The following is a 19844-nucleotide window of genomic DNA, read 5'->3' on the forward strand; positions in this document are numbered from 1 at the left end:
TTAAAGGATCATTCCAAAGAGAGCAACGATTCCATACTGCGCAAACTGTAGTGCAAAAATAGCTACGATAGGAGAAATATCTAACATTCCACCGATAGGCGGGATGATTTTACGAAACGGCGCAAGATAAGGTTCTGCAATTCTTGCAATCATTTGTCCAATAGAGGATTCTCTAGCATTTGGAATCCAAGACATGAAGATATAAATGATTAATATCCATGAGTAAATCCGTAAAGCTTGTGCTAATAAATAAGCAATTTCCAAATTCTTCACCTTCCTTAGAAGCTAGTCTTCAAATATTTCATCGGTAATATTGCCGGAGATTTCAACATTATCCGGAGTACACATGAACGTGTCGGGACCGAGTTTCTGAATATCACCGCCAAGAGCATAAACCGTACCACTCAAGAAATCAACGATTCTCTTCGCTTGGTCATGTGGAATCTGTTGCAGATTCATTACGACAGATTTTCGGTTTTTTATATGATCAGCAATATCCTGAGCTTCAGCATACACTCTAGGTTCAACAAGTACAACTCTAGAGTTCTTGTGGATACTTTGAAGACTCACAACATTTTGATTGGATTGATTCGTCTGTTTCTGTTTATTATGGTTCCGACTCACCCTAGAATTCTCCATCTCATCATCCTCAGCATACGTCGTATGAACATCATCCTCGTACTCGATTTGTTCATCATCGAGTTCAAAGAACTGCTTAAACTTTGTTTTAATTCCCATTCCCTGCACCTCCGGGAGAGTTAGTTTTGATTTTAACCAACAAGTGACGATCCGATACGAACAAACGTTGCACCTTCTTCAACAGCAATCTCATAATCATTTGACATCCCCATCGAAAGCTCTTTACATGGCGCGTAATCAAACGAACGCTCCTGGATGTTCGTTCTAAGTTCTCTAAGCTTTTTAAAGACAGATCTGATTTCGTCAGAATCCTTAATATGAGGTGCCATCGTCATCAAACCTACTACTTCAATATTTGGATAGTTTTCTAGAGACTCTACGAACGGCATGACTTGTTCAACCGCTAAACCATGTTTCGATTCTTCTCCAGAAACATTGACTTGTACAAAGCATTTCACTTTCTTTGTTGCTCTCTTATTGATCTCTTTTGCAAGAGAGCGTCGATCGAGGGAATGAATGTAATCTACGTGATCGATGACATCCTTGACTTTACGTGATTGCAACGTGCCGATGAAATGCCATACAGGCTGGTGTTCGAATGCTGCGACTTTTTCCACCAAGCCTTCTTGACGATTTTCCCCAAGATGAGTGATACCAGCTTCGACTGCTTCTTTTGCACGCTCTACACTAACGTATTTCGTAACTGCGATCACGTTCACATCTTCTGAATTTCGATTCGATCGATGTGAAGCGGCTTCGATGTTAGAAATGATTTCTTCTAATTTCGTCTTTACTTCCACTTTCCTGTTAAACCTCCTCAAGACCAATGTAACCCATCATTCTTCCAGTTTTGCCATGCTCGCTTCGATGAGAGAAAAACAGGTCACTGCAGCTTGTACAATAGTCACTCACAAGAATGTTGTCTTCTAATACGCCTGCTTTTAACAATAAGTGTTTATTCACAGCTTTTAAATCCAGCTGATACGTACCTTCGTTATGTGTGAAGAATTGTTCAGAATCGGATGCCACCTCGATTACGTTTTCGATCACCCTGTCATCAACTTCATAACAGCATTTTCCGATCGATGGCCCTATTGCAGTTACGATATCTTTAGGGTCGATACCATCATCTTGCCACCTTTGAATCATCTCTCCAGCAATATCTTTCGTTGTTCCTTTCCAGCCTGCGTGGGCTATTCCAACCCTTTTCGCGGAAGGGGAGTAAAAATATACGGGTACACAATCAGCATACAGTGCTGCCAACATCAAACCTTTTTCATCCGTATACATACCGTCCATACCACGTATTGCGGTTTCATGGTCAAGCGTCCCGCGCCCTGAATCATTCGCAGTAATGTGAGCAATATCATTTCCATGGATTTGCTCTGCAACTACCCAATTCTCGAGCGGTGTGCCTATCGCCTTACTAAGTATTTTTCTATTAGTCAACACATCTACTGGATGGTCAGGCACATGATAACCGAGGTTTAGACTAGCGAACGGATCTTTACTTACACCGTTCAACCGAGTCGAAAACCCAGCTTTGACTTGACCTCCATCTCTTCCGAAACGAAGTGCCAGTGTAGTCATGTCAGAAGTATCTAAAAACAGTTCGTTTCCCACAGCTATATCCCTTCATTTCTATACAAGTTTACACTCTATTTTATCATAATATGTTGAGAAGAAGGGATATAGATTGTGAGATATTGGCTACTCATGACTCTTTTTGGAAAGATTCTGAATCTGATGAATCGTAGTATTTAACTAATATAACATCGGAACCTATTTTTACGATGTTGCGCCAAGGAATCACGAGATCACTCTCACGCGCAAAAAAACCCATCATTTTTCCTTGACCCGGGATAACGATCGCTTCGATTTTACCTGTCGTCAAGTTTATTTCTAGATCGGCTATATGTCCAAGTTTTTTTCCGTTCGATACATTTACAACATCCTTAACTTGAAATTCAGAGATTTTTATCATCACACCTCCACCTTTCCATTTTATTATATGAAAAGTGGGCAATAGAAAAGACCTGTTTAACAGGTCTCGTTCTAACTTTGTATATTTTTATTCATTTGCTGGATTGCTGCCTTTTCAAGCCGTGATACTTGAGCTTGAGAAATTCCGATCTCATCTGCTACTTCCATCTGCGTCTTCCCTTGAAAGAAACGCATTTGAAGAATCATGTTCTCCCGTTGATTCAGTCTCATCATTGCTTCTTTTAATGCGATGTCTTCAAGCCAATGAAAGTCCTTCTGCTTATCATCGCTAATTTGATCCATTACGAAAATAGGATCTCCACCATCATTGTAAATCGGCTCAAATAACGAGACAGGGTCTTGAATGGCATCAAGAGCGAAGACAACCTCTTCCTTCGTTACACCGAGTTCCTTTGCAATCTCAGTTGGATTCGGCTCTTTGGAGTTTTTCGTCATCAATTTGTCCCTGATCTGGAGGGATTTATAGGCAATATCTCGAAGCGATCTTGAAACCCTGATCGGGTTGTTGTCCCTGAGATATCGTCGTATTTCACCGATAATCATCGGCACTGCGTAAGTTGAGAATTTCACGTTTTGCGATAAATCGAAGTTATCAATGGATTTCATAAGACCAATACATCCGACCTGAAAGAGATCATCAACGTATTCACCACGATTGTTAAACCGTTGAATGACGCTCAAAACGAGACGTAAATTTCCATTTACTAGCTCTTCTCTTGCAGAAATATCACCTTCCTGCATCTGTTTGAAAAGAACTCTCATCTTTTCATTTTTCAGAACCGGAAGTTTGGATGTATCTACTCCACAAATCTCGACTTTGTTTCGTGTCAACTCTTTCCCTCCTCATCGGAGATGCTGTCAAAGTAAAGTATCTCCGAGAGTGGGAAAATTATGCATTTATCATTTTAAGAATGTTAGACCATCTTGTTGAATTCTTTTCGAAGCCTTTTGATGATACGCTTTTCTAGCCTGGAGATGTAAGATTGAGAAATACCGAGAAGATCAGCAACATCTTTCTGTGTTTTCTCTTCATCGCCTGCAAGACCGAACCTTAGTTCCATGATCTGCTTTTCTCGAGGGTTCAATGTTTCAAGAGCTTTAACAAGCAATTTCCGGTCTACTCGTGCGTCGATTCCTTTCGTGATGATATCTTCATCAGTTCCCAATACATCAGATAAGAGCAGTTCGTTTCCATCCCAATCGACATTAAGAGGTTCATCGAATGAAACCTCCGAACGAATTTTGTTATTACGACGCAGAAACATCAAGATCTCATTTTCAATACACCTAGAAGCATATGTTGCTAGCTTGATTTTCTTTTCAGGATTGAATGTGTTGACAGCTTTGATCAGCCCGATCGTTCCGATACTGATCAAGTCTTCAATATTAATCCCTGTGTTTTCAAACTTACGTGCGATATAAACAACGAGGCGCAAGTTTCTTTCGATTAAAATCGATCGTGCAGCCTTATCACCACCAGGCAATTTAATCAAAAGATGGGCTTCTTCTTCTTTCGTCAAAGGAGGCGGAAGTGCTTCACTTCCTCCTATGTAATAGATTTCGTCAGGTTTAATTCCGAGTTTGATTAAGATTCTCTGCCACCAGAGTACAACTTTTATCTTTAATTTGCCCATGCAGTAAACCTCCTCAATCTGTTTGTTTCTTATCTTTAAGAAGCATTTGCCTTTTCAGCTAGCATTTTGGGATGAAGGATGCAACTGTACTCTTTCTCCCCTGATAATGACTGGAAACTGAGCCCTACTAGTACTTTTTTGACAACGATCGTTTCTTCTTTCGTTGAAATTTCCACTGCGTCAGGCTTTATCGCACATAAAAATTGATGATCTTGTCCGACGGCTCGAAATGGAACGATTCTAAGCCGATGCTCCCACCTGTCCACCTCTCCCTCACTTTGAAAGTCAGTTACATTTTTTGCTTTTTTAAGAAAGTTCTCTGAAAAATGGTTTGCATGGATGGTCATATCGAGAATCATGACGGGAGCTCCTGATAATGGATCCTTTAGTTGATTCCCACTGTCGATAAGTGCTGGTGCAGTCACGATCACATCATCGATCATGATTTTAACGCTGGCTATTTGGTCATAGTGAATTTTTTTCGTCTCGATATCACCTAACCTTTTCTTAGAAAAAAACCATACGGATGGAAAACCAACGAGCACAAACACCCAGCTGACAGGATCTCCAAATCCACTCCCCTGTGTAGCGATCGCTCCGTTATAAACACCTACTTCCTGTTTTAAAAAATAGTGCGCACCAAGCATGCCTCCACCGATCATAAACGTGACAAAATAGAACAGCAGCCAACTTTGAATGAAGCTTCGAAACCTTGTAAACCCAAACGTTATGCTTACGATGATAAACGAATAAAATAATTTCACAATCGGATGGACCATAAACTCCAACCCAGGAATAAAAAGAAAAATGACATATAACGAAGCGAATAGAGCGCCAGCAGCAAGTCGTCTTTTACGAACATGACGCTTAAGCAGCAAACTGGTAAGCATCAATAGCATGTAGTCAAAGCAAACGTTCAACAGCCATATTACGTCCAGATATACAGCCACCTGCTGGCTCCTCCCTATCGAATTTGAATTCTAGTATAGACTAGTTTGGATTGAAAGACTGTCAAATCGTGCCGCGAATACCGAGGTTATTTTGCATAATTATCACTATTTTTGTCACCCTTAGCGCAAAAAAAGCCGTCCATTACTGGACGACTAAAGTACGATCACCGTTGCAAAACATCATTCATTCGCTGTACCCCTGTGTTCGTAGGGAAAAGCTCTACGCAATCATATCCCGTTAAATTCGCTTCCATTACTGCTTTTAGTTTCTTAGCTGTCCCTATTGGTGTAAAGATTAACAAAGTTGGACCCGCGCCACTCAAGGCTGCACCATAAGCTCCCCAATCGACAGCTAAACGCTGAACACGTTCAAGATCTGGGACAAAATGTTTTCTGTATGGTTGATGAAATAAATCTTCGTTCATCAAAGCTCCTGCTTGTTGCCAATTATTGCTCACTGCAGCTGCTGTAAAGACATTTGCAACACTACTTGCTTTGACTGCTTCTTCAAAGGTCAGACTCTTTGGAAGAACAGAGCGTGAGTCAGTTGTTTTTAATTTTCGTTCTGGTATTAAGGCAACGAATTCAACATTTTCAACGTTTTGAACGACAGAATCAAGGTCACCAAGTCCTGATGCGATGACAAGCCCTCCATATATGGAAGCAGCGACATTATCCGCATGCCCTTCAAACTCAGCAGCATACCTTACTTTTTCCTTAGAAGAAAGCGCAAGCCCCATCGTGATGTCTGCAATTTCCACACCAGCAACGATTGCTGCCGCGCTACTTCCAAGTCCTCGTTCAAGGGGTAATTCACTCGTCATCGTTACGCGTTGCGGTTCAGGGGTTTTCTGTACCGACACTGCGATCGATTCGATCACTTTGTAAACCAAGTTTTCCTTACCTTGAGGAAACGTTTCTTGAAAACCGATGTAGTAAAAAGCCCACTCAGACGAAGGTTCGAACTTTACATGAAGATAACGATTTATCGCAAGACCGATCGAATCAAACCCCGGGCCAAGATTTGAAGTACTTCCTGGAATTTTTAATGAGACAGGTTGTTTCAATGACTAACACATCCCTTTAGCTCCTCGAGAAAACTTCCTTTATCAGCAGCAACCACCCGCGGCTTGACGAGAACAGTATCCATAGCTGTTGACGGATCTTTTAGACCATTTCCTGTTAAAACAGCAACGACTGTGCTTCCTTCTTGTATTTCATTTGAAGCCACTTGTTTCAAAACTCCGGCGATTGAAGCACATGATGCTGGTTCTGCAAACACTCCTTCTTTTTTTGCAAGAAGCTGATAAGCATTTAAGATCTCTTCATCTGTAACGCTGTCGATTTTACCACCGGATTCTACGACAGCGTCTTCCGCTAACTGCCAGCTGGCTGGGTTTCCAATCCTGATCGCAGTAGCGATTGTTTCTGGGTTTTGTATGATTTTCTTTTTGACGATGGCTGCAGAACCCTCTGCTTCAAATCCTCTCATCTGAGGCTTTTTCTCATCTGAAAGATATTCTTTAAACCCTTTCCAATAAGCTGAGATGTTCCCAGCGTTTCCTACTGGAATCGCTAGCACATCAGGGGATTTTCCAAGTTGATCACATACTTCAAAAGCGGCTGTCTTTTGCCCTTCCAAACGATATGGATTCACTGAATTAACGAGAGTGATCGGTTCAGTCTCTGCAATCGAACGAACCATACGAAGCGCTTCATCAAAATTCCCATCGATTTCAAAGATTTCTGCACCGTAAATCATAGCCTGCGCTAATTTTCCTAATGCGACCTTTCCTTTAGGAATAACGATGATGCAACGTAAGCCAGCTCTTGCTCCATACGCAGCTGCAGCTGCTGCAGTATTCCCCGTCGAAGCACAAATGATTGCATCGCTACCTTCTTCCTTCGCTTTTGCTACTGCCATTACCATACCTCTATCTTTAAACGATCCTGTAGGGTTCGCTCCTTCAATCTTTACGTGTAGAGAAATTCCAAGCTCTTCTGACAGCGTATTTAATTTAAGTAGAGGGGTATTCCCCTCATTTAAACTTAGTGCGGGAGTATCTTCAGTAATCGGTAAAAAATTCTCATAGTGTTTTAACAACCCGTTCCAGACTGACATCACATTCCCTCCACTCGATACCTGCTTTTCACCTCGACCACCACATCTAAATCATTGAGTTGACTATGAACGTCTTCGAATGCTTGATGATTCGTTTCATGAGTGATGATGACGAGCTCTGCAGTTCCATTATTAATCACTGGTTCTTGGATTAACTTTTCAAGACTGATTCCATGATCCTTAAATAAGTGCGAAATCTTTGAAAATGCTCCAGCTTCATCTTTTACAAACAATCTGATGAAGTATTTGCTCTTAATTTCATCATCTTTCTTCAGCTTACGTTCATGTTGAGGAAGAATGACACTCTTACCATTTACTCCAAGACGCATGTTTTTGATAACGGCGACTAGGTCAGATACAACCGCTGTAGCTGTTGGTAGTTGACCTGCACCAGGACCATAGAACATCGTTTCTCCGACTGCCTCTCCATACACATAAACAGCATTGTACTCATCATTTACAGAAGCAAGCGGATGGCGCGATGGCAATAGAGTTGGCTGAACAGAAAGTTCGATCGATCCGTTTTCTGAACTTGCAATCGATAGTAGTTTGATAGTATACCCTAGTTTTTTACTATAAGAAATATCTTCAGCATCAACTTCAGTGATCCCTTTAATCTTGACGTCATCTAATCCTACTTTCATCGAAAACCCGAGTGTTCCGAGGATGACGACTTTCCGAGCTGCATCTAGCCCTTCCACGTCAGCAGTTGGGTCAGCCTCAGCAAAGCCTAGATCCTGTGCTTCTTTTAATACACTTTCATACGGCACATTGTTTTTAGTCATTTTTGTGAGGATATAGTTTGTCGTGCCGTTCACAATCCCCATCAGCTTTGTGATTCGATCAGAGGATAGACCTTCTACTAAACTTCTAAGAATTGGAATACCACCCGCAACACTAGCTTCATAGAAGAGGTCACTTTCATTTTCAACCGCAGCCGTTAATAACTCTCTTCCATGTAAAGCCATTAAATCCTTGTTGGCTGTTACAACATGTTTTTTATTTTTTAACGAAGCAAGGATATACTCTTTCGCTTGGTCGATACCACCCATTACTTCGATCACTACATCTACTTCAGGATTATTGATCACTTCATCTGGATCCTGTGTTAACAACTCCTCGTTAACATCGACCCCTCTGTTTTTCTCAATATCTCGAACGAGAACCTTTCCTACCTTCACCACACAACCAACGCGCTGTTGAAGCTCCTCCTGATGGGATTCAATCATATGTACCACTCCACTACCAACAGTCCCAAGTCCTAACAGTCCTACAGATACGCTCTCCTTCATATTCTCCACTCCCTTATGTCCTCCTGAAAAGGACGTTTGTTTTTATATAAGGGACATTATACGTGTCATCCTTCACAAACACAACCACCTTTACAGAAAAATTTGAAATATTTAAAGAAAAGCGTAGACGACCGTTTAGAAACGGAGAAATTGGAGCGCTTTCATATGAACACGCTTTTTGTGTTCATTTGAAAGAGCGAAATTTCGTAGTTTCTGCGAGTCCCAGCTGGACATCCGAAAAGCGAAGTTTCGCGTTTAGAAACGGAAAGATTGGAGCGCTTTCAATAGAACACGTTCTTTGTGTTCAATTGAAAGAGCGAAATCTTGTAGTGTCTGCGAAACGCAGCTGGACATCACGAAAAGCGAAGTTTCGCGTTTAGACACGGAGTCATTGGAGCGCTTTCATGTGAACACGCTTTTTGTGTTCATTTGAAAGAGCGAAATGACGTAGTGTCTGCGAAACGTAGCTGGACATTGCGAAAAGCGGAAAAAGCCGATTAGGCTCGACAAGCGCTGGAAGCTTTTCGAAGGAACACGCTTTTTGTGTTCATTCGAAAAGGTGAAGCGATCGAGAGCCTGGCTTTTGGAGCTGGACATCCGAAAAGCGAAGTTTCGCGTTTAGAAACGGAATATTAAACCGCTTTCAAAACCAATAAAAAAACCAGCTCAAGTATGAGCTGGTTTTAAAACAATTATCTTCTGCGCTTACGGTTACGCAAGAAAGTAGGAATATCTAGTGTATCGTTAGATTCCTCTACGCGAGAACCAAACTTTGAAGGTTCTGGTTGCTGTACTTCTTCCTCTTCTTGTTTCGGCTGCTGAATTGGTGCACCCTGTTTAGACTGAGTAGAAGGGCGAGGAACAGATTTTTTCTTGTTTTCGTTCTCGTCGAATCCAGTCGCGATCACTGTTACAAGGATTTCGTCTTTAAGTTCTTCGTTAATTACTGAACCGAAAATCATGTTCACATTTTCATCTGAAGCTGAAGAAACGATATCAGCTGCTTCGTTTACTTCATAAAGACTCAGGTTAGATCCACCTGTAATGTTCATAAGAACACCTTTAGCGCCATCGATTGACGTTTCAAGCAACGGACTAGAAATCGCTTTTTTCGCAGCTTCAGAAGCACGGTTCTCACCTGTTGCGATTCCGATTCCCATCAATGCAGATCCTCTTTCAGTCATGATCGTTTTCACGTCTGCAAAGTCAAGGTTAATAAGACCTGGTACAGCGATTAAGTCTGAAATACCTTGTACACCTTGGCGAAGTACGTTATCCGCTTCACGGAACGCTTCTAGCATCGGTGTGTTTTTGTCAACGATTTCAAGTAGACGGTCGTTAGGAATAACGATCAACGTATCGACCTTTTCTTTTAGCATCGCAATTCCAGATACCGCTTGAGTTGAACGCTTTCGGCCTTCAAATGTAAATGGACGCGTAACGACCCCAACAGTTAGAGCGCCGAGTTCTTTAGCGATCTCAGCAATGACCGGAGCTGCTCCAGTTCCAGTTCCGCCTCCCATACCAGCTGTTACGAAGACCATATCTGCTCCACGAAGTGCTTCTTCGATCTGCTCTTTGCTTTCTTCAGCTGCTTTTTTACCGATCTCAGGATTGGCACCTGCACCAAGACCTCTAGTCAATTTGCCACCAATCTGCATTTTCACTTCTGCTTTCGCAAGGTTCAATGCCTGTGCATCCGTATTGACAGCAATGAATTCTACACCTTGAACTCCATTTTCAATCATTCGGTTAACAGCATTGCTTCCGCCACCGCCGACACCGATTACTTTTATTTGTGCTAATTGTTCCATATTCATATCAAACTCTAACATCTCAGGTCCTCCTAATCTTGTAATGCCCTTTATTCAACAAATAAATTAAAGAAGTTCTTAACTTTTTCTTTCATTCCTGGAGAAGACTTTTCCCCCGACTGAGGTTCAGGTTTGCTTTTACGCTTGGGCTTCACTTCATCCTCAGGGTTTAACGAAGCTGCAACTTCTTTGCCCTGAATCTTTACGTTTTTGTACGTAAATTGGATTAGACCAATGCCAGTTGTATATTGAGGTTCACGAACTCCAATATAGTCAGGAACTGCAACGCGTACATTATGTTGGAGTACGTCTCTTGCAAGCTCGAGTATACCATCCATTCCTACCATTCCTCCGGTAAGAACAAATCCACCAGGCAATTCGCGTATTCCCAAACGCCTAATCTCGTCTTCTATCAATTCTAACATCTCTTCAATACGAGGTTCTATAATATGTGCCAATTCGAACTGATTAAATTCTTGTTCTGCTGAACTTCCAATCGTAGACACTGTAAATGCCTCTTCTTCAGAAGCAAGATCAACAAAGGCATTACCATGCTTGATCTTGATCCGTTCAGCTTCTTCAGTCGTTGTTCTTAAACCAATCGAAATGTCTTTCGTTACGTTATCTCCACCGATAGGAAGAACGGAAGTCGCTTTGAGAGAACCCTCTTCAAATATAGAAATTGTCGTCGAACCTGCTCCCATGTTCACAAGTGCCACCCCTAGGTTTTTTTCGTCCTTAGAGAGAGCCATCGCACCACATGCTAGCGGCTGAAGACAAATATCAGCAATTTCAAGGCCTGCTTTCTCAACACATCTCAATAAATTATGTAATACGGTTTTAGAACCTGTAATAATCGTGCCTTCCATTTCAAGACGAACACCGATCATCCCTCTAGGATCTGTGATGCCATCTAACCCATCCACCACAAATTGACCTGGGATCACATCGATGATCTCACGCTCAGGAGGTATAGAGACTACCTGTGCTGCATCAATTACTCTCGCGACGTCTTCGTCATGAATCTCACGGTCCTCACTTGAAACAGCCACTACTCCATGACATGGCTGAAGCTGAACATGATTTCCATTAATTCCAACGATAACGGAGCGAATCGATAAACCTACCATTCTTTCTGCATTTTCTACTGCCTGTTTAATTGAACGAACAGTTTCATCTATATCCACAATCGATCCTTTACGAATTCCATCGGATGGTGCACTACCTACTCCAAGGATATTCAATGAATCGTTTGTCATCTGGCCAATGATCACTTTCACATTGGATGTACCGATGTCTAGACTCACATATACTTCGTTGCTGTTCATTCTCCTGGCACCTCCTTCGAATTGCTACCTATTTCAGGTATTTGTAAATTCTCTATAATAGGGTCGAATAAACCTCCAACACCTTTATATTCACATTTTTTTCTGTTAGTAAACCTCTTTTTAACAGAAAGGTACTGATCGCCATAAGAATGCGATATAAGGACACTATTCCACAAAACCGTTAATTTCCCTTCTTTTGACCAATATTTTATAAGTTTTTTTAGTCGTTTTACTCAAAAAATAAATTTGGTAGTTTCTAAGTCTTTTGTTACTTTACAGAAAGAACATACGTATAAGTCTACACCAAGTAGAACATGTAGAAAAGACAAGGATTGAGCTCCATACAAAAAGGTTCAATTCGCCTTTTCTAGGATACTAGAGAAGTAAAATTCTCTGAATCATAAAGGTTCGTACAAAAAAGCTCATCCTTGTCCATTAGGAAGATACTCATAGGTAATTTCTCGCTTATGATTCGGATTTTTCTTCAACGACTGTTTCATAAGGTTCAAGCCAGCTTCCTTCATTTAAAAATAGAACGCCTTTTGGTTTGTCCTTAAGTTCCTTAACGATCAATGGGTAATTGTTTATTCGTTCTGCAAAACTTCTGATGCTCGTCCGAACTTCATACCCATCACTCATAAATAACGTGAGGTTGAATGCATTATTTTCTTTTGGTTCGTAGTGAATCTCTGAAATTCGGTTGATCACACTCATTTTTACTTTTGTTAACTCTCCTGCCATCTCTGACAGCTCTGTACTTTCATCCCATTGAAGTAGAATCGGTGCATTGACAGGGGTATCTCCCTTTCCTAAAGCATCGAGGATCGTTCCGGTCTGAAGTATCGGAAAATAGTTAGTGCCTTTTTTCAGATAGGCTACTCGTTCATTCTCAGTTACTTCAATGTTAACCGTAGCAGGAAATTGTCTTGTAACGTCTGCATTTGCTATTTCTTTTGAACTTTCGATTTGGGATGCTACTTCTTTTTTGTTGATGTTCCAAAAGCTAACACTTTGATCAAGACCACTCAACTTCTCAATCTCTTTCGTAGCGATAAAATGATTACCTGAAACTTGTATCGTACGAATATGGCTCAGAGAAGATTGGAAGTAAATAATCAACAAAATTAAAAAGAAGAAGATTGATAAATAGACGATCAGTCTTCTGTTTGCACGCTGTTTACGCTGCGCTTTTAATGTCGGAATCCGATCTTCTATCGTTACTACTTTACGATCTTCCATCCTTTTGCCCCCGTCTTGAAATGTAATTCTTCAAAGTGCTCAATTTCATATCATGGCAACCGCACGGCATGATAAAGAAATACTGCTTATTTTCACCATTATAGCATATTTTTAGGGCTTTTTATTCAGTCATGAAAAATGTTTTCTAAGTCAAATATCGACTAAATTAGCCTTTTGTTAAGTAAAAAAAGAATTTCAATATAAAAACGCTCCATCAATTGGAGCGTCTTAGCTAATTGAAAAACATAAACTTTTGCAATACCTACGCCGAAGAAGTTTGAATCCCTCTTGCTCCTGTCGGCGAACGCCCTTTGAACCACTGGAGTCAAGCAGGGATTCACTCCTACTAGTATATATGAAGTAAAACTTTCCGAACGATTAAGGAAAACCTTCTATGCGTCATTTCAACTTGTTTTAACATCTAAAACTTTGCATACCGGCTGATATTCAACAAGACTCCCATCGCTACTAACATAAGCGTCAATGAGGATCCACCATAGCTTAGAAAAGGAAGCGTGATTCCCGTAACAGGCATTAAGCCAGTTACTACTCCGATGTTGATCATCACTTGAATTGCCACCATCCCGATAATCCCAACAGCGAGTAGGCTACCAAACAAGTCAGGTGCTCTAAGTGCAATTCGGATCCCTCTCCAAAGGAGAAGCGCAAACAATAAGATCACGAAGCTTCCACCAATAAAACCAAGCTCCTCTGACAGAATAGCAAATATGAAATCTGTTTGAGGTTCCGGTAAATAATAAAACTTTTGTCTACTTTGCCCTAGACCAAGACCCATCAATCCTCCTGGTCCGATCGCATAGAGGGATTGAATAATTTGAAATCCGCTACCGAGCGGATCACTCCACGGGTCGAGGTAAGAGGTGATACGAGCGATTCGATAAGGTGCTGAGAGAATCAACCCTATGAAGCCGGCTATCCCGAGTACCCCTAACCATGCAAAATGTGAAATCTTCGCACCTGAAATGAAGATCATGACGACACAGGTACCGACCATAACGGCACCTGTACCGAGATCAGGCTGAAGCATGATCATCGCAAATGCTACTAGTACAAGACCTAGTGATGGCACGAGTCCTTTTTTAAATGATGTGATGCGTTTCTGATTTTCTGAAAGGTATTTCGCTAGAAACGCAATCATCGCTAACTTTGTAAACTCTGAGGGTTGGATCGAAAACGCACCAACACCCAACCAGCTTCTCGCTCCACCTCTTACTAATCCCACCCCTGGGATCAGGACAAGTATTAAAAGAAAGAAGCAGATGATAATTCCTAACTTCGACCACGTTCTCCACGTCCAATATTCCACATTCATTACGAAGAACATTGCAATGACTCCAACCCCTGCAAAAAGAAGCTGTCTTTTTGCGAAGAAGAAGGCGTCATCGAATTTATAAGAAGCCCATACTGCACTCGCACTATAGACCATTACCAATCCGATTGCTAACAGAGCAAGTGTCACAGTTAAAAAGATCAGGTCTGGCGTTGATTTTGTTTTCGGCAATGAGTCCACACCCCGTTATCGTCGATTTACCCACCCTTCTCGGATAAGCATGACAACCTTTCATTAGAGTTTATGCATTGCGTCAATAAAAATGTCTCCACGCTCTTCAAACGTTTTATATTGATCCCAACTTGCACATGCAGGTGACAATAAAATCACTTCACCATCTGTTGAAAGATTGAAAGCTGTAGGAACAGCTTTTTCTACATTATCGACAACTGTTACGTTCTTCAATCCTGCTTTGTTTGCAGTATCTTGAAGTTTTGGTGCTGTTTCGCCAAAAGTTATGAGATGTTTCACTTTTTCTTGAAAATATGGAATAAGATCATCGAAATCATTTCCTCTATCGAGTCCCCCCGCTAACAAGACTACCGGTTGTTGGAACGAATCCAGTGCTTTTTTTGTTGCGATGGAGTTCGTTGCTTTAGAATCGTTGAAGAACTTTCGACCTTTTACTTCTCCAACGAACTGTAAACGGTGTTTAACGCCATGAAAATTCGTAAGTTCTTCATAAATCTTTTCATTCGAAACCCCAGATAGTTTTGCAACTGCAATCGCAGCTAGCGTATTTTCTATATTTTGTTTCATTGAAAGATCAGCGATCTCGATTACTTTCTCACCTTTAAACATGATAAAACCATCGACGATCGTAACACCGTCGACCTGCTTAGTTGCAGAAAACGGAATTAACGTAGCATTTGAAGCGCGAGCAAATTCTGTTACGAGAGGATCGTCAGCATTGTATACGGCGTAATCTTCTTCTTTCTGATTAGCAAATATACGAGCTTTTGCATTTGCATAGGCTTCTTTAGAACCATGGTAATCAAGATGAGCTTCATAAATATTCAGGAGAACTGAGATGTGTGGATGAAATTCCTCCGTACCTTGAAGCTGGAAACTAGAAAGCTCTGTTACGAGCGTTTGATCTGGCGTTGCTTTCGCTGCAACTTCGCAGACAACTGTCCCAATATTACCAGCAACGATTGGATTTGAGCTCGTCCCACTGAGCAACTCACCGATCAACGTCGTCGTCGTCGTTTTCCCGTTCGAACCCGTTATTGCGATGAAAGGTGCTTCAGAGATCTTTCCAGCCACCTCTACCTCAGTAATGATTGGAATGCCTTGTTTTTCAGCTTCCTGCAAAAGTGGGTTATGATATGGAATCCCAGGGTTTTTTACGATTAATTCAGTGCCATCAAGCAATGAAAGCGGATGTCCTCCTCCAACTACGTTAAACCCATCCTCACTAAGTTCCAGTGCTTGTGGGTTTTTTGATACTTCTTCTCGATCATTTACCACTACATTAGCGCCAAGGGAGCGAAGTAGTTTTGCTGCAGCAAACCCACTTTTCGCAATCCCCATCACTAATACTGAACGACCATTGTAAAAATCTTTGTTCTTCATTACAACCACACCTCTAGATAAATTCCTAACGCTGCACAAATTAATCCAACAGTCCAGAATGTTGCAACTACGCGCCATTCTGTCCAACCAGAAAGTTCGTAGTGATGATGAAGAGGACTCATCTTAAACACACGGTTACCGGTCGTTTTAAATGAAGCTACCTGAATGATGACCGATAAGGTCTCGATTACGAATACCCCACCGATTACAACTAAAAGTAACTCGAGCTTCGTCATAATCGCAACAGCTGCTAGCGCACCACCTAATGCTAGAGACCCAGTATCACCCATGAACACTTTTGCCGGATGTGCATTGAAGACTAGAAATCCAAGTACCGCACCGACAACACTTACAGAGAAGATCGCTACATCGTACATATATGTAGCTGCCGCTAGAATCGCGAATGCTCCAAACGCAATGGCTGATGTTCCTGCAACGAGTCCATCTAGACCGTCTGTTAAGTTTACGGCATTCGAAGCACCGACTAGCATAACGAAAAGAAGTACAACATAACCGATGCCAAGGTCAAAGCTCAACTCTGTTCCTGGAACGTGGATAGCTGTGTCAAATCCAATCGTACGTAATCCAAAATAAACAAGAATCGCGATGAAAACTTGACCAAGCAGCTTTTGTTTTGAAGTTAAACCAAGGTTTCGTTTCTTAACAACCTTGATAAAGTCATCTAAGAATCCAATCAAAGCATATCCGACGGTCACGAAGAGCAACAGCCAGATCTCCATAGAGATCTCATCGTACTTCAACGCGATCGCTAGTGTACCAATAATGATTGCAAGAATGATAATAAGTCCGCCCATCGTTGGGGTACCTGACTTTTTCTGGTGAGACTTCGGCCCTTCGTCTCGTATACTCTGACCGAATTTCAGTCTCCTTAAGAATGGAATGAATACTGGAGAGACCAGTACTGCAATGATAAATGATGTTAATAAACTAAAAATTAATAAACGTTCAATCAATGTCCTGCCTCCTTAAAAAATTACTTCCCTTTTGCCTTTATAATCGTTTCAAGCCCGAGGCCTCTCGAAGCTTTTAATAGAACTGCTGTCTCTTTATCAAGGCGGTCCTTTAAATATGATGAAGCCTCTTCTTTCGTGGCAAAGGAAACAGCAGGAACACTTACTGCTTCATTCGTTTTCATCTCTTCATAGATCCATTTACCTTTTTCACCAACAGTAACGACTTCTGTTATCGGATTTTTTATCGCAGTTGCGATGTCTCGATGGAGCTGTTCTTCTTGATTACCTAGCTCATACATGTCTCCTAATACCGCAATCTTCTTTTTATAGCCTTCTAACTCGATTAGTGTATTGACCGCAGCTTTCATAGACGTTGGACTTGCGTTATAAGCATCATTAATAACCAATGCTCCGTTGCTAGTTTCATACGTCTCGAGCCTCATGCCTGTTAGTTTCAAGTTGGAAAGCGATGACCTGATCGCGTCGTCCTCTACACCTAGCTTTCTTGCAGCAGCAATACTAAAGAGCGCATTCTTTATATTATGCTTCCCTAACAAACGTATTTCGAACGGTTTATCTTCTTCCAAAAGGCAAAACGCAAAGCCTTTATCAAGTTGAGAGACTTCACTTATCTGAAAATCGTTACCGTCTTCATACCCACAAGAAATTGCACGGCTTTTAACAGGAGCTAATAATGGTTCATCTCCATCGATGATAAGAGAGCCGTTTTCTTTTAATCCATCGACGATTTCCATCTTAGCTTTCGCGATGTTTTCTCGACTTCCAAGTTGAAGAAGATGTGACTCACCAATGTTGGTGATAACGGCCACATCAGGGCGTGCGATTGAAGATAAAAGTGAGATTTCCCCTCTTGAACTCATACCCATTTCTAAAATAAGTACATCAGTATCTTCAGGCATCGAAAGGATCGTCATAGGAAGTCCCCAGTGGTTATTTAAATTCCCCTGCGTTTTATATGTTTTATAGTTTGGGCTAAGAACCGCTTCTAACATATCCTTAACAGTTGTTTTACCATTGCTGCCGGTTACTCCTACCACATAGGGTTTGTGAGCATTCAATACAGCTTTTGCTAAGTTTTGTAACCCTTCAGTGGTGTCGCTCACATAGTAGACAACGATCTGATTCTCTAAATCTTTTGGAAATGGCTTAGAGTCATCCCATAGCGTCCCTGTAGCACCGCTCTCGATTGCTTTATCGATGAAGCGATGTCCATCGTATACTTCTCCTACAATCGGGACAAACAGTTTGTTCGTGCAATCCTTTCGAGTATCTGTTGCAATACCGTCAAACTGTAGCTCTTTATCGAGCGATGCTCTTGCAAAATCGCTTAATAACGTTGAACGAAATTTCATGCTTTCTTCCCCTTTATTGCCTGACGTGCTACTTCACGATCATCAAAATCATAAACATGCTCTCCAATAATTTGATACGTTTCATGACCTTTTCCAGCGATCAATACAACGTCTCCTTCGGTTGCATGATCGATTGCATAAGCGATCGCTTCTGCCCTGTCAGTTATTCTTACGTAGTGTCCATCTACACCGTCGACCATATCGTCTAATATTCGTTCTGGATCTTCACTTCTTGGGTTATCAGAAGTCAGAACGGTTGTGTCAGCAACCTTTGTCGCAATCTTAGCCATGAGAGGGCGTTTTGTTCGATCTCTATCCCCTCCACACCCAACAACAGCATAGACGTTTCCTTTCGCCATTTCCTTAACTGTCGTTAGTACATTTTCTAGACTATCAGGTGTGTGAGCATAATCTACGATCACTGGGAAGTTCTGACCTTCATCTACCAACTCGAAGCGACCTGGAACTCCTTGAATTTCACCTAGACTCTTCAAGGTATCATCTAACGAAATACCAGCAGCATGACAAGCAGCAATCGCAGCTAGCGCATTATACACACTAAACTTGCCTGTAAGTTTTATATTAACTTCTTTAACTCCTTCATGCGTGATGAGTTGAAATTCAGTCCCTGTTGCTGAGAATGAAATATCCACCGCTTTAACATCTGCTTCTTGATCGATACCGTAAGTAAAGATATGAGCAGACGTCATTTTTTCATATTCTAGGCTAGCAGGATCATCGGCATTCAATATGGCTACTTTCTTTTTACCCGTATCATATGTATTGCCTAATTGAGAGAATAAAAGACCCTTCGCCTGGCGATATTCCTCCATCGTCCCATGATAATCTAAGTGATCTTGCGTTAAGTTTGTGAACACAGCAATATCATAGTCGCAGCCACGAACTCTTCCAAGCGTCAACGCATGAGAGGATACCTCCATCACAGCTGTCTTGACTCCATGATCTCTCATGTTAGCAAATTGCTTTTGCAAAAGAAGGGGTTCTGGAGTCGTGTTTTTTGTTTCAAACTCTTCATCACCAATTTTAATATTAATCGTACCGATCAATCCTGTTTTTTGATTCTGATCACGATGAACCTTCTCGATTAAATGTGAAACGGTCGTTTTTCCATTCGTTCCTGTTACTCCGATCAAGTTAAATGCTTGAGTAGGATTTTGATAGTAATGATTAGCTAGTTCTGCTAATGCGCGATGTGTGTCCTTTACTACGATTACAGGGACAGAAAGCTTCATTTCTTTTTGCGCGACAATGGCAGCTGCCCCCTTCTTTACAGCATCTTCTGCAAAATCATGACCATCTACCGTATATCCAGGAATACATACGAAGAGACTTCCTTCAGTCACCGTACGATTGTCGCTTTCTACAGACGTAATTTCAGGATTTTCACTTCCGAGCTTTTTATATGTAAATAGTGCATGAAGTAGATCATCTAATCTCATCTTTGATCACCTTTCTAGTTTGCTGACTTTTTCAGAAAACAAGCCAAGAGCATATGCCTTGGCTTGTTTCATACTTATTGTACTCACAG

General features: G+C 41.3%; 19 protein-coding genes. All 19 read right to left on the reverse strand.

Annotated features, from left to right (window positions below):
* Complete coding sequence (locus ACXADT_RS15230; RefSeq protein WP_442865166.1) at positions 1-273, reverse strand: YggT family protein; 273 nt, start codon at positions 271-273, stop codon at positions 1-3.
* A gap of 12 nt (positions 274-285) precedes the next feature.
* Positions 286-738: a cell division protein SepF gene (locus ACXADT_RS15235; protein ID WP_474831801.1), complete on the reverse strand. Its 453-nt coding sequence runs from the start codon at positions 736-738 to the stop codon at positions 286-288.
* Positions 739-770: 32 nt separating this feature from the next.
* Complete coding sequence (locus ACXADT_RS15240; protein WP_474831802.1) at positions 771-1439, reverse strand: YggS family pyridoxal phosphate-dependent enzyme; 669 nt, start codon at positions 1437-1439, stop codon at positions 771-773.
* 7 nt (positions 1440-1446) lie between these two features.
* Positions 1447-2262, reverse strand: coding sequence for a peptidoglycan editing factor PgeF (gene pgeF, locus ACXADT_RS15245; protein ID WP_474831804.1), 816 nt, complete (start codon positions 2260-2262; stop codon positions 1447-1449).
* A gap of 91 nt (positions 2263-2353) precedes the next feature.
* Positions 2354-2623 carry a YlmC/YmxH family sporulation protein gene (locus ACXADT_RS15250; RefSeq protein WP_224881928.1) on the reverse strand — a complete coding sequence of 90 codons (270 nt, stop codon included), beginning with the start codon at positions 2621-2623 and terminating at the stop codon, positions 2354-2356.
* A 71-nt stretch (positions 2624-2694) separates the two neighbouring features.
* Positions 2695-3474, reverse strand: a complete 780-nt coding sequence (gene sigG, locus ACXADT_RS15255) for an RNA polymerase sporulation sigma factor SigG (RefSeq protein WP_270181797.1) — start codon at positions 3472-3474, stop codon at positions 2695-2697.
* An 83-nt stretch (positions 3475-3557) separates the two neighbouring features.
* Complete coding sequence (sigE, locus tag ACXADT_RS15260) at positions 3558-4277, reverse strand: RNA polymerase sporulation sigma factor SigE (protein WP_270181796.1); 720 nt, start codon at positions 4275-4277, stop codon at positions 3558-3560.
* A gap of 35 nt (positions 4278-4312) precedes the next feature.
* Positions 4313-5227: a sigma-E processing peptidase SpoIIGA gene (gene spoIIGA, locus ACXADT_RS15265; protein WP_474831806.1), complete on the reverse strand. Its 915-nt coding sequence runs from the start codon at positions 5225-5227 to the stop codon at positions 4313-4315.
* A 164-nt stretch (positions 5228-5391) separates the two neighbouring features.
* A complete protein-coding gene (gene thrB / locus ACXADT_RS15270; protein WP_474831807.1) occupies positions 5392-6294 on the reverse strand; it encodes a homoserine kinase in 903 nt (300 codons plus the stop codon).
* A complete protein-coding gene (gene thrC, locus ACXADT_RS15275; protein WP_270181793.1) occupies positions 6291-7349 on the reverse strand; it encodes a threonine synthase in 1059 nt (352 codons plus the stop codon). Before thrC ends, thrB begins: the two co-directional genes overlap by 4 nt.
* Positions 7349-8641: a homoserine dehydrogenase gene (locus ACXADT_RS15280; RefSeq protein ID WP_270182058.1), complete on the reverse strand. Its 1293-nt coding sequence runs from the start codon at positions 8639-8641 to the stop codon at positions 7349-7351. Before ACXADT_RS15280 ends, thrC begins: the two co-directional genes overlap by 1 nt.
* Before the next feature lie 692 nt (positions 8642-9333).
* Positions 9334-10476, reverse strand: coding sequence for a cell division protein FtsZ (gene ftsZ, locus ACXADT_RS15285; RefSeq protein ID WP_270181792.1), 1143 nt, complete (start codon positions 10474-10476; stop codon positions 9334-9336).
* Positions 10477-10505: 29 nt separating this feature from the next.
* Positions 10506-11783, reverse strand: a complete 1278-nt coding sequence (ftsA, locus tag ACXADT_RS15290) for a cell division protein FtsA (RefSeq protein ID WP_270181791.1) — start codon at positions 11781-11783, stop codon at positions 10506-10508.
* A gap of 465 nt (positions 11784-12248) precedes the next feature.
* Positions 12249-13022 carry a cell division protein FtsQ/DivIB gene (locus ACXADT_RS15295; protein ID WP_270181790.1) on the reverse strand — a complete coding sequence of 258 codons (774 nt, stop codon included), beginning with the start codon at positions 13020-13022 and terminating at the stop codon, positions 12249-12251.
* A 421-nt stretch (positions 13023-13443) separates the two neighbouring features.
* On the reverse strand, positions 13444-14544 hold the full coding sequence (spoVE, locus tag ACXADT_RS15300) for a stage V sporulation protein E (protein ID WP_270181789.1): 1101 nt from the start codon (positions 14542-14544) through the stop codon (positions 13444-13446).
* A 63-nt stretch (positions 14545-14607) separates the two neighbouring features.
* Positions 14608-15948, reverse strand: a complete 1341-nt coding sequence (gene murD, locus ACXADT_RS15305) for a UDP-N-acetylmuramoyl-L-alanine--D-glutamate ligase (RefSeq protein WP_474812169.1) — start codon at positions 15946-15948, stop codon at positions 14608-14610.
* Positions 15948-16922, reverse strand: a complete 975-nt coding sequence (gene mraY / locus ACXADT_RS15310) for a phospho-N-acetylmuramoyl-pentapeptide-transferase (RefSeq protein WP_474831809.1) — start codon at positions 16920-16922, stop codon at positions 15948-15950. Before mraY ends, murD begins: the two co-directional genes overlap by 1 nt.
* Before the next feature lie 20 nt (positions 16923-16942).
* The gene (locus ACXADT_RS15315) at positions 16943-18295 is read right to left on the reverse strand and encodes a UDP-N-acetylmuramoyl-tripeptide--D-alanyl-D-alanine ligase (RefSeq protein WP_474812171.1); all 1353 of its coding nucleotides are present in this window, start codon (positions 18293-18295) and stop codon (positions 16943-16945) included.
* On the reverse strand, positions 18292-19755 hold the full coding sequence (locus tag ACXADT_RS15320) for a UDP-N-acetylmuramoyl-L-alanyl-D-glutamate--2,6-diaminopimelate ligase (RefSeq protein ID WP_270181785.1): 1464 nt from the start codon (positions 19753-19755) through the stop codon (positions 18292-18294). The genes ACXADT_RS15315 and ACXADT_RS15320 overlap by 4 nt, the downstream gene beginning before the upstream one ends.
* Between the last annotated feature and the right edge of the window lie 89 nt (positions 19756-19844).

The sequence above is a fragment of the Anaerobacillus sp. ABR4_321 genome (genome assembly GCF_056158505.1).

Coding starts and splice junctions, on each gene's coding strand:
- thrC (WP_270181793.1), bottom strand. CDS start 7,349: ATGTCAGTCTGGAACGGGTTGTTAAAACACTATGAGAATTTTTTACCG.
- ACXADT_RS15295 (WP_270181790.1), bottom strand. CDS start 13,022: ATGGAAGATCGTAAAGTAGTAACGATAGAAGATCGGATTCCGACATTA.
- sigE (WP_270181796.1), bottom strand. CDS start 4,277: ATGGGCAAATTAAAGATAAAAGTTGTACTCTGGTGGCAGAGAATCTTA.
- ACXADT_RS15235 (WP_474831801.1), bottom strand. CDS start 738: ATGGGAATTAAAACAAAGTTTAAGCAGTTCTTTGAACTCGATGATGAA.
- ACXADT_RS15320 (WP_270181785.1), bottom strand. CDS start 19,755: ATGAGATTAGATGATCTACTTCATGCACTATTTACATATAAAAAGCTC.
- ACXADT_RS15250 (WP_224881928.1), bottom strand. CDS start 2,623: ATGATAAAAATCTCTGAATTTCAAGTTAAGGATGTTGTAAATGTATCG.
- ftsZ (WP_270181792.1), bottom strand. CDS start 10,476: ATGTTAGAGTTTGATATGAATATGGAACAATTAGCACAAATAAAAGTA.
- ftsA (WP_270181791.1), bottom strand. CDS start 11,783: ATGAACAGCAACGAAGTATATGTGAGTCTAGACATCGGTACATCCAAT.
- ACXADT_RS15280 (WP_270182058.1), bottom strand. CDS start 8,641: ATGAAGGAGAGCGTATCTGTAGGACTGTTAGGACTTGGGACTGTTGGT.
- ACXADT_RS15315 (WP_474812171.1), bottom strand. CDS start 18,295: ATGAAATTTCGTTCAACGTTATTAAGCGATTTTGCAAGAGCATCGCTC.
- murD (WP_474812169.1), bottom strand. CDS start 15,948: ATGAAGAACAAAGATTTTTACAATGGTCGTTCAGTATTAGTGATGGGG.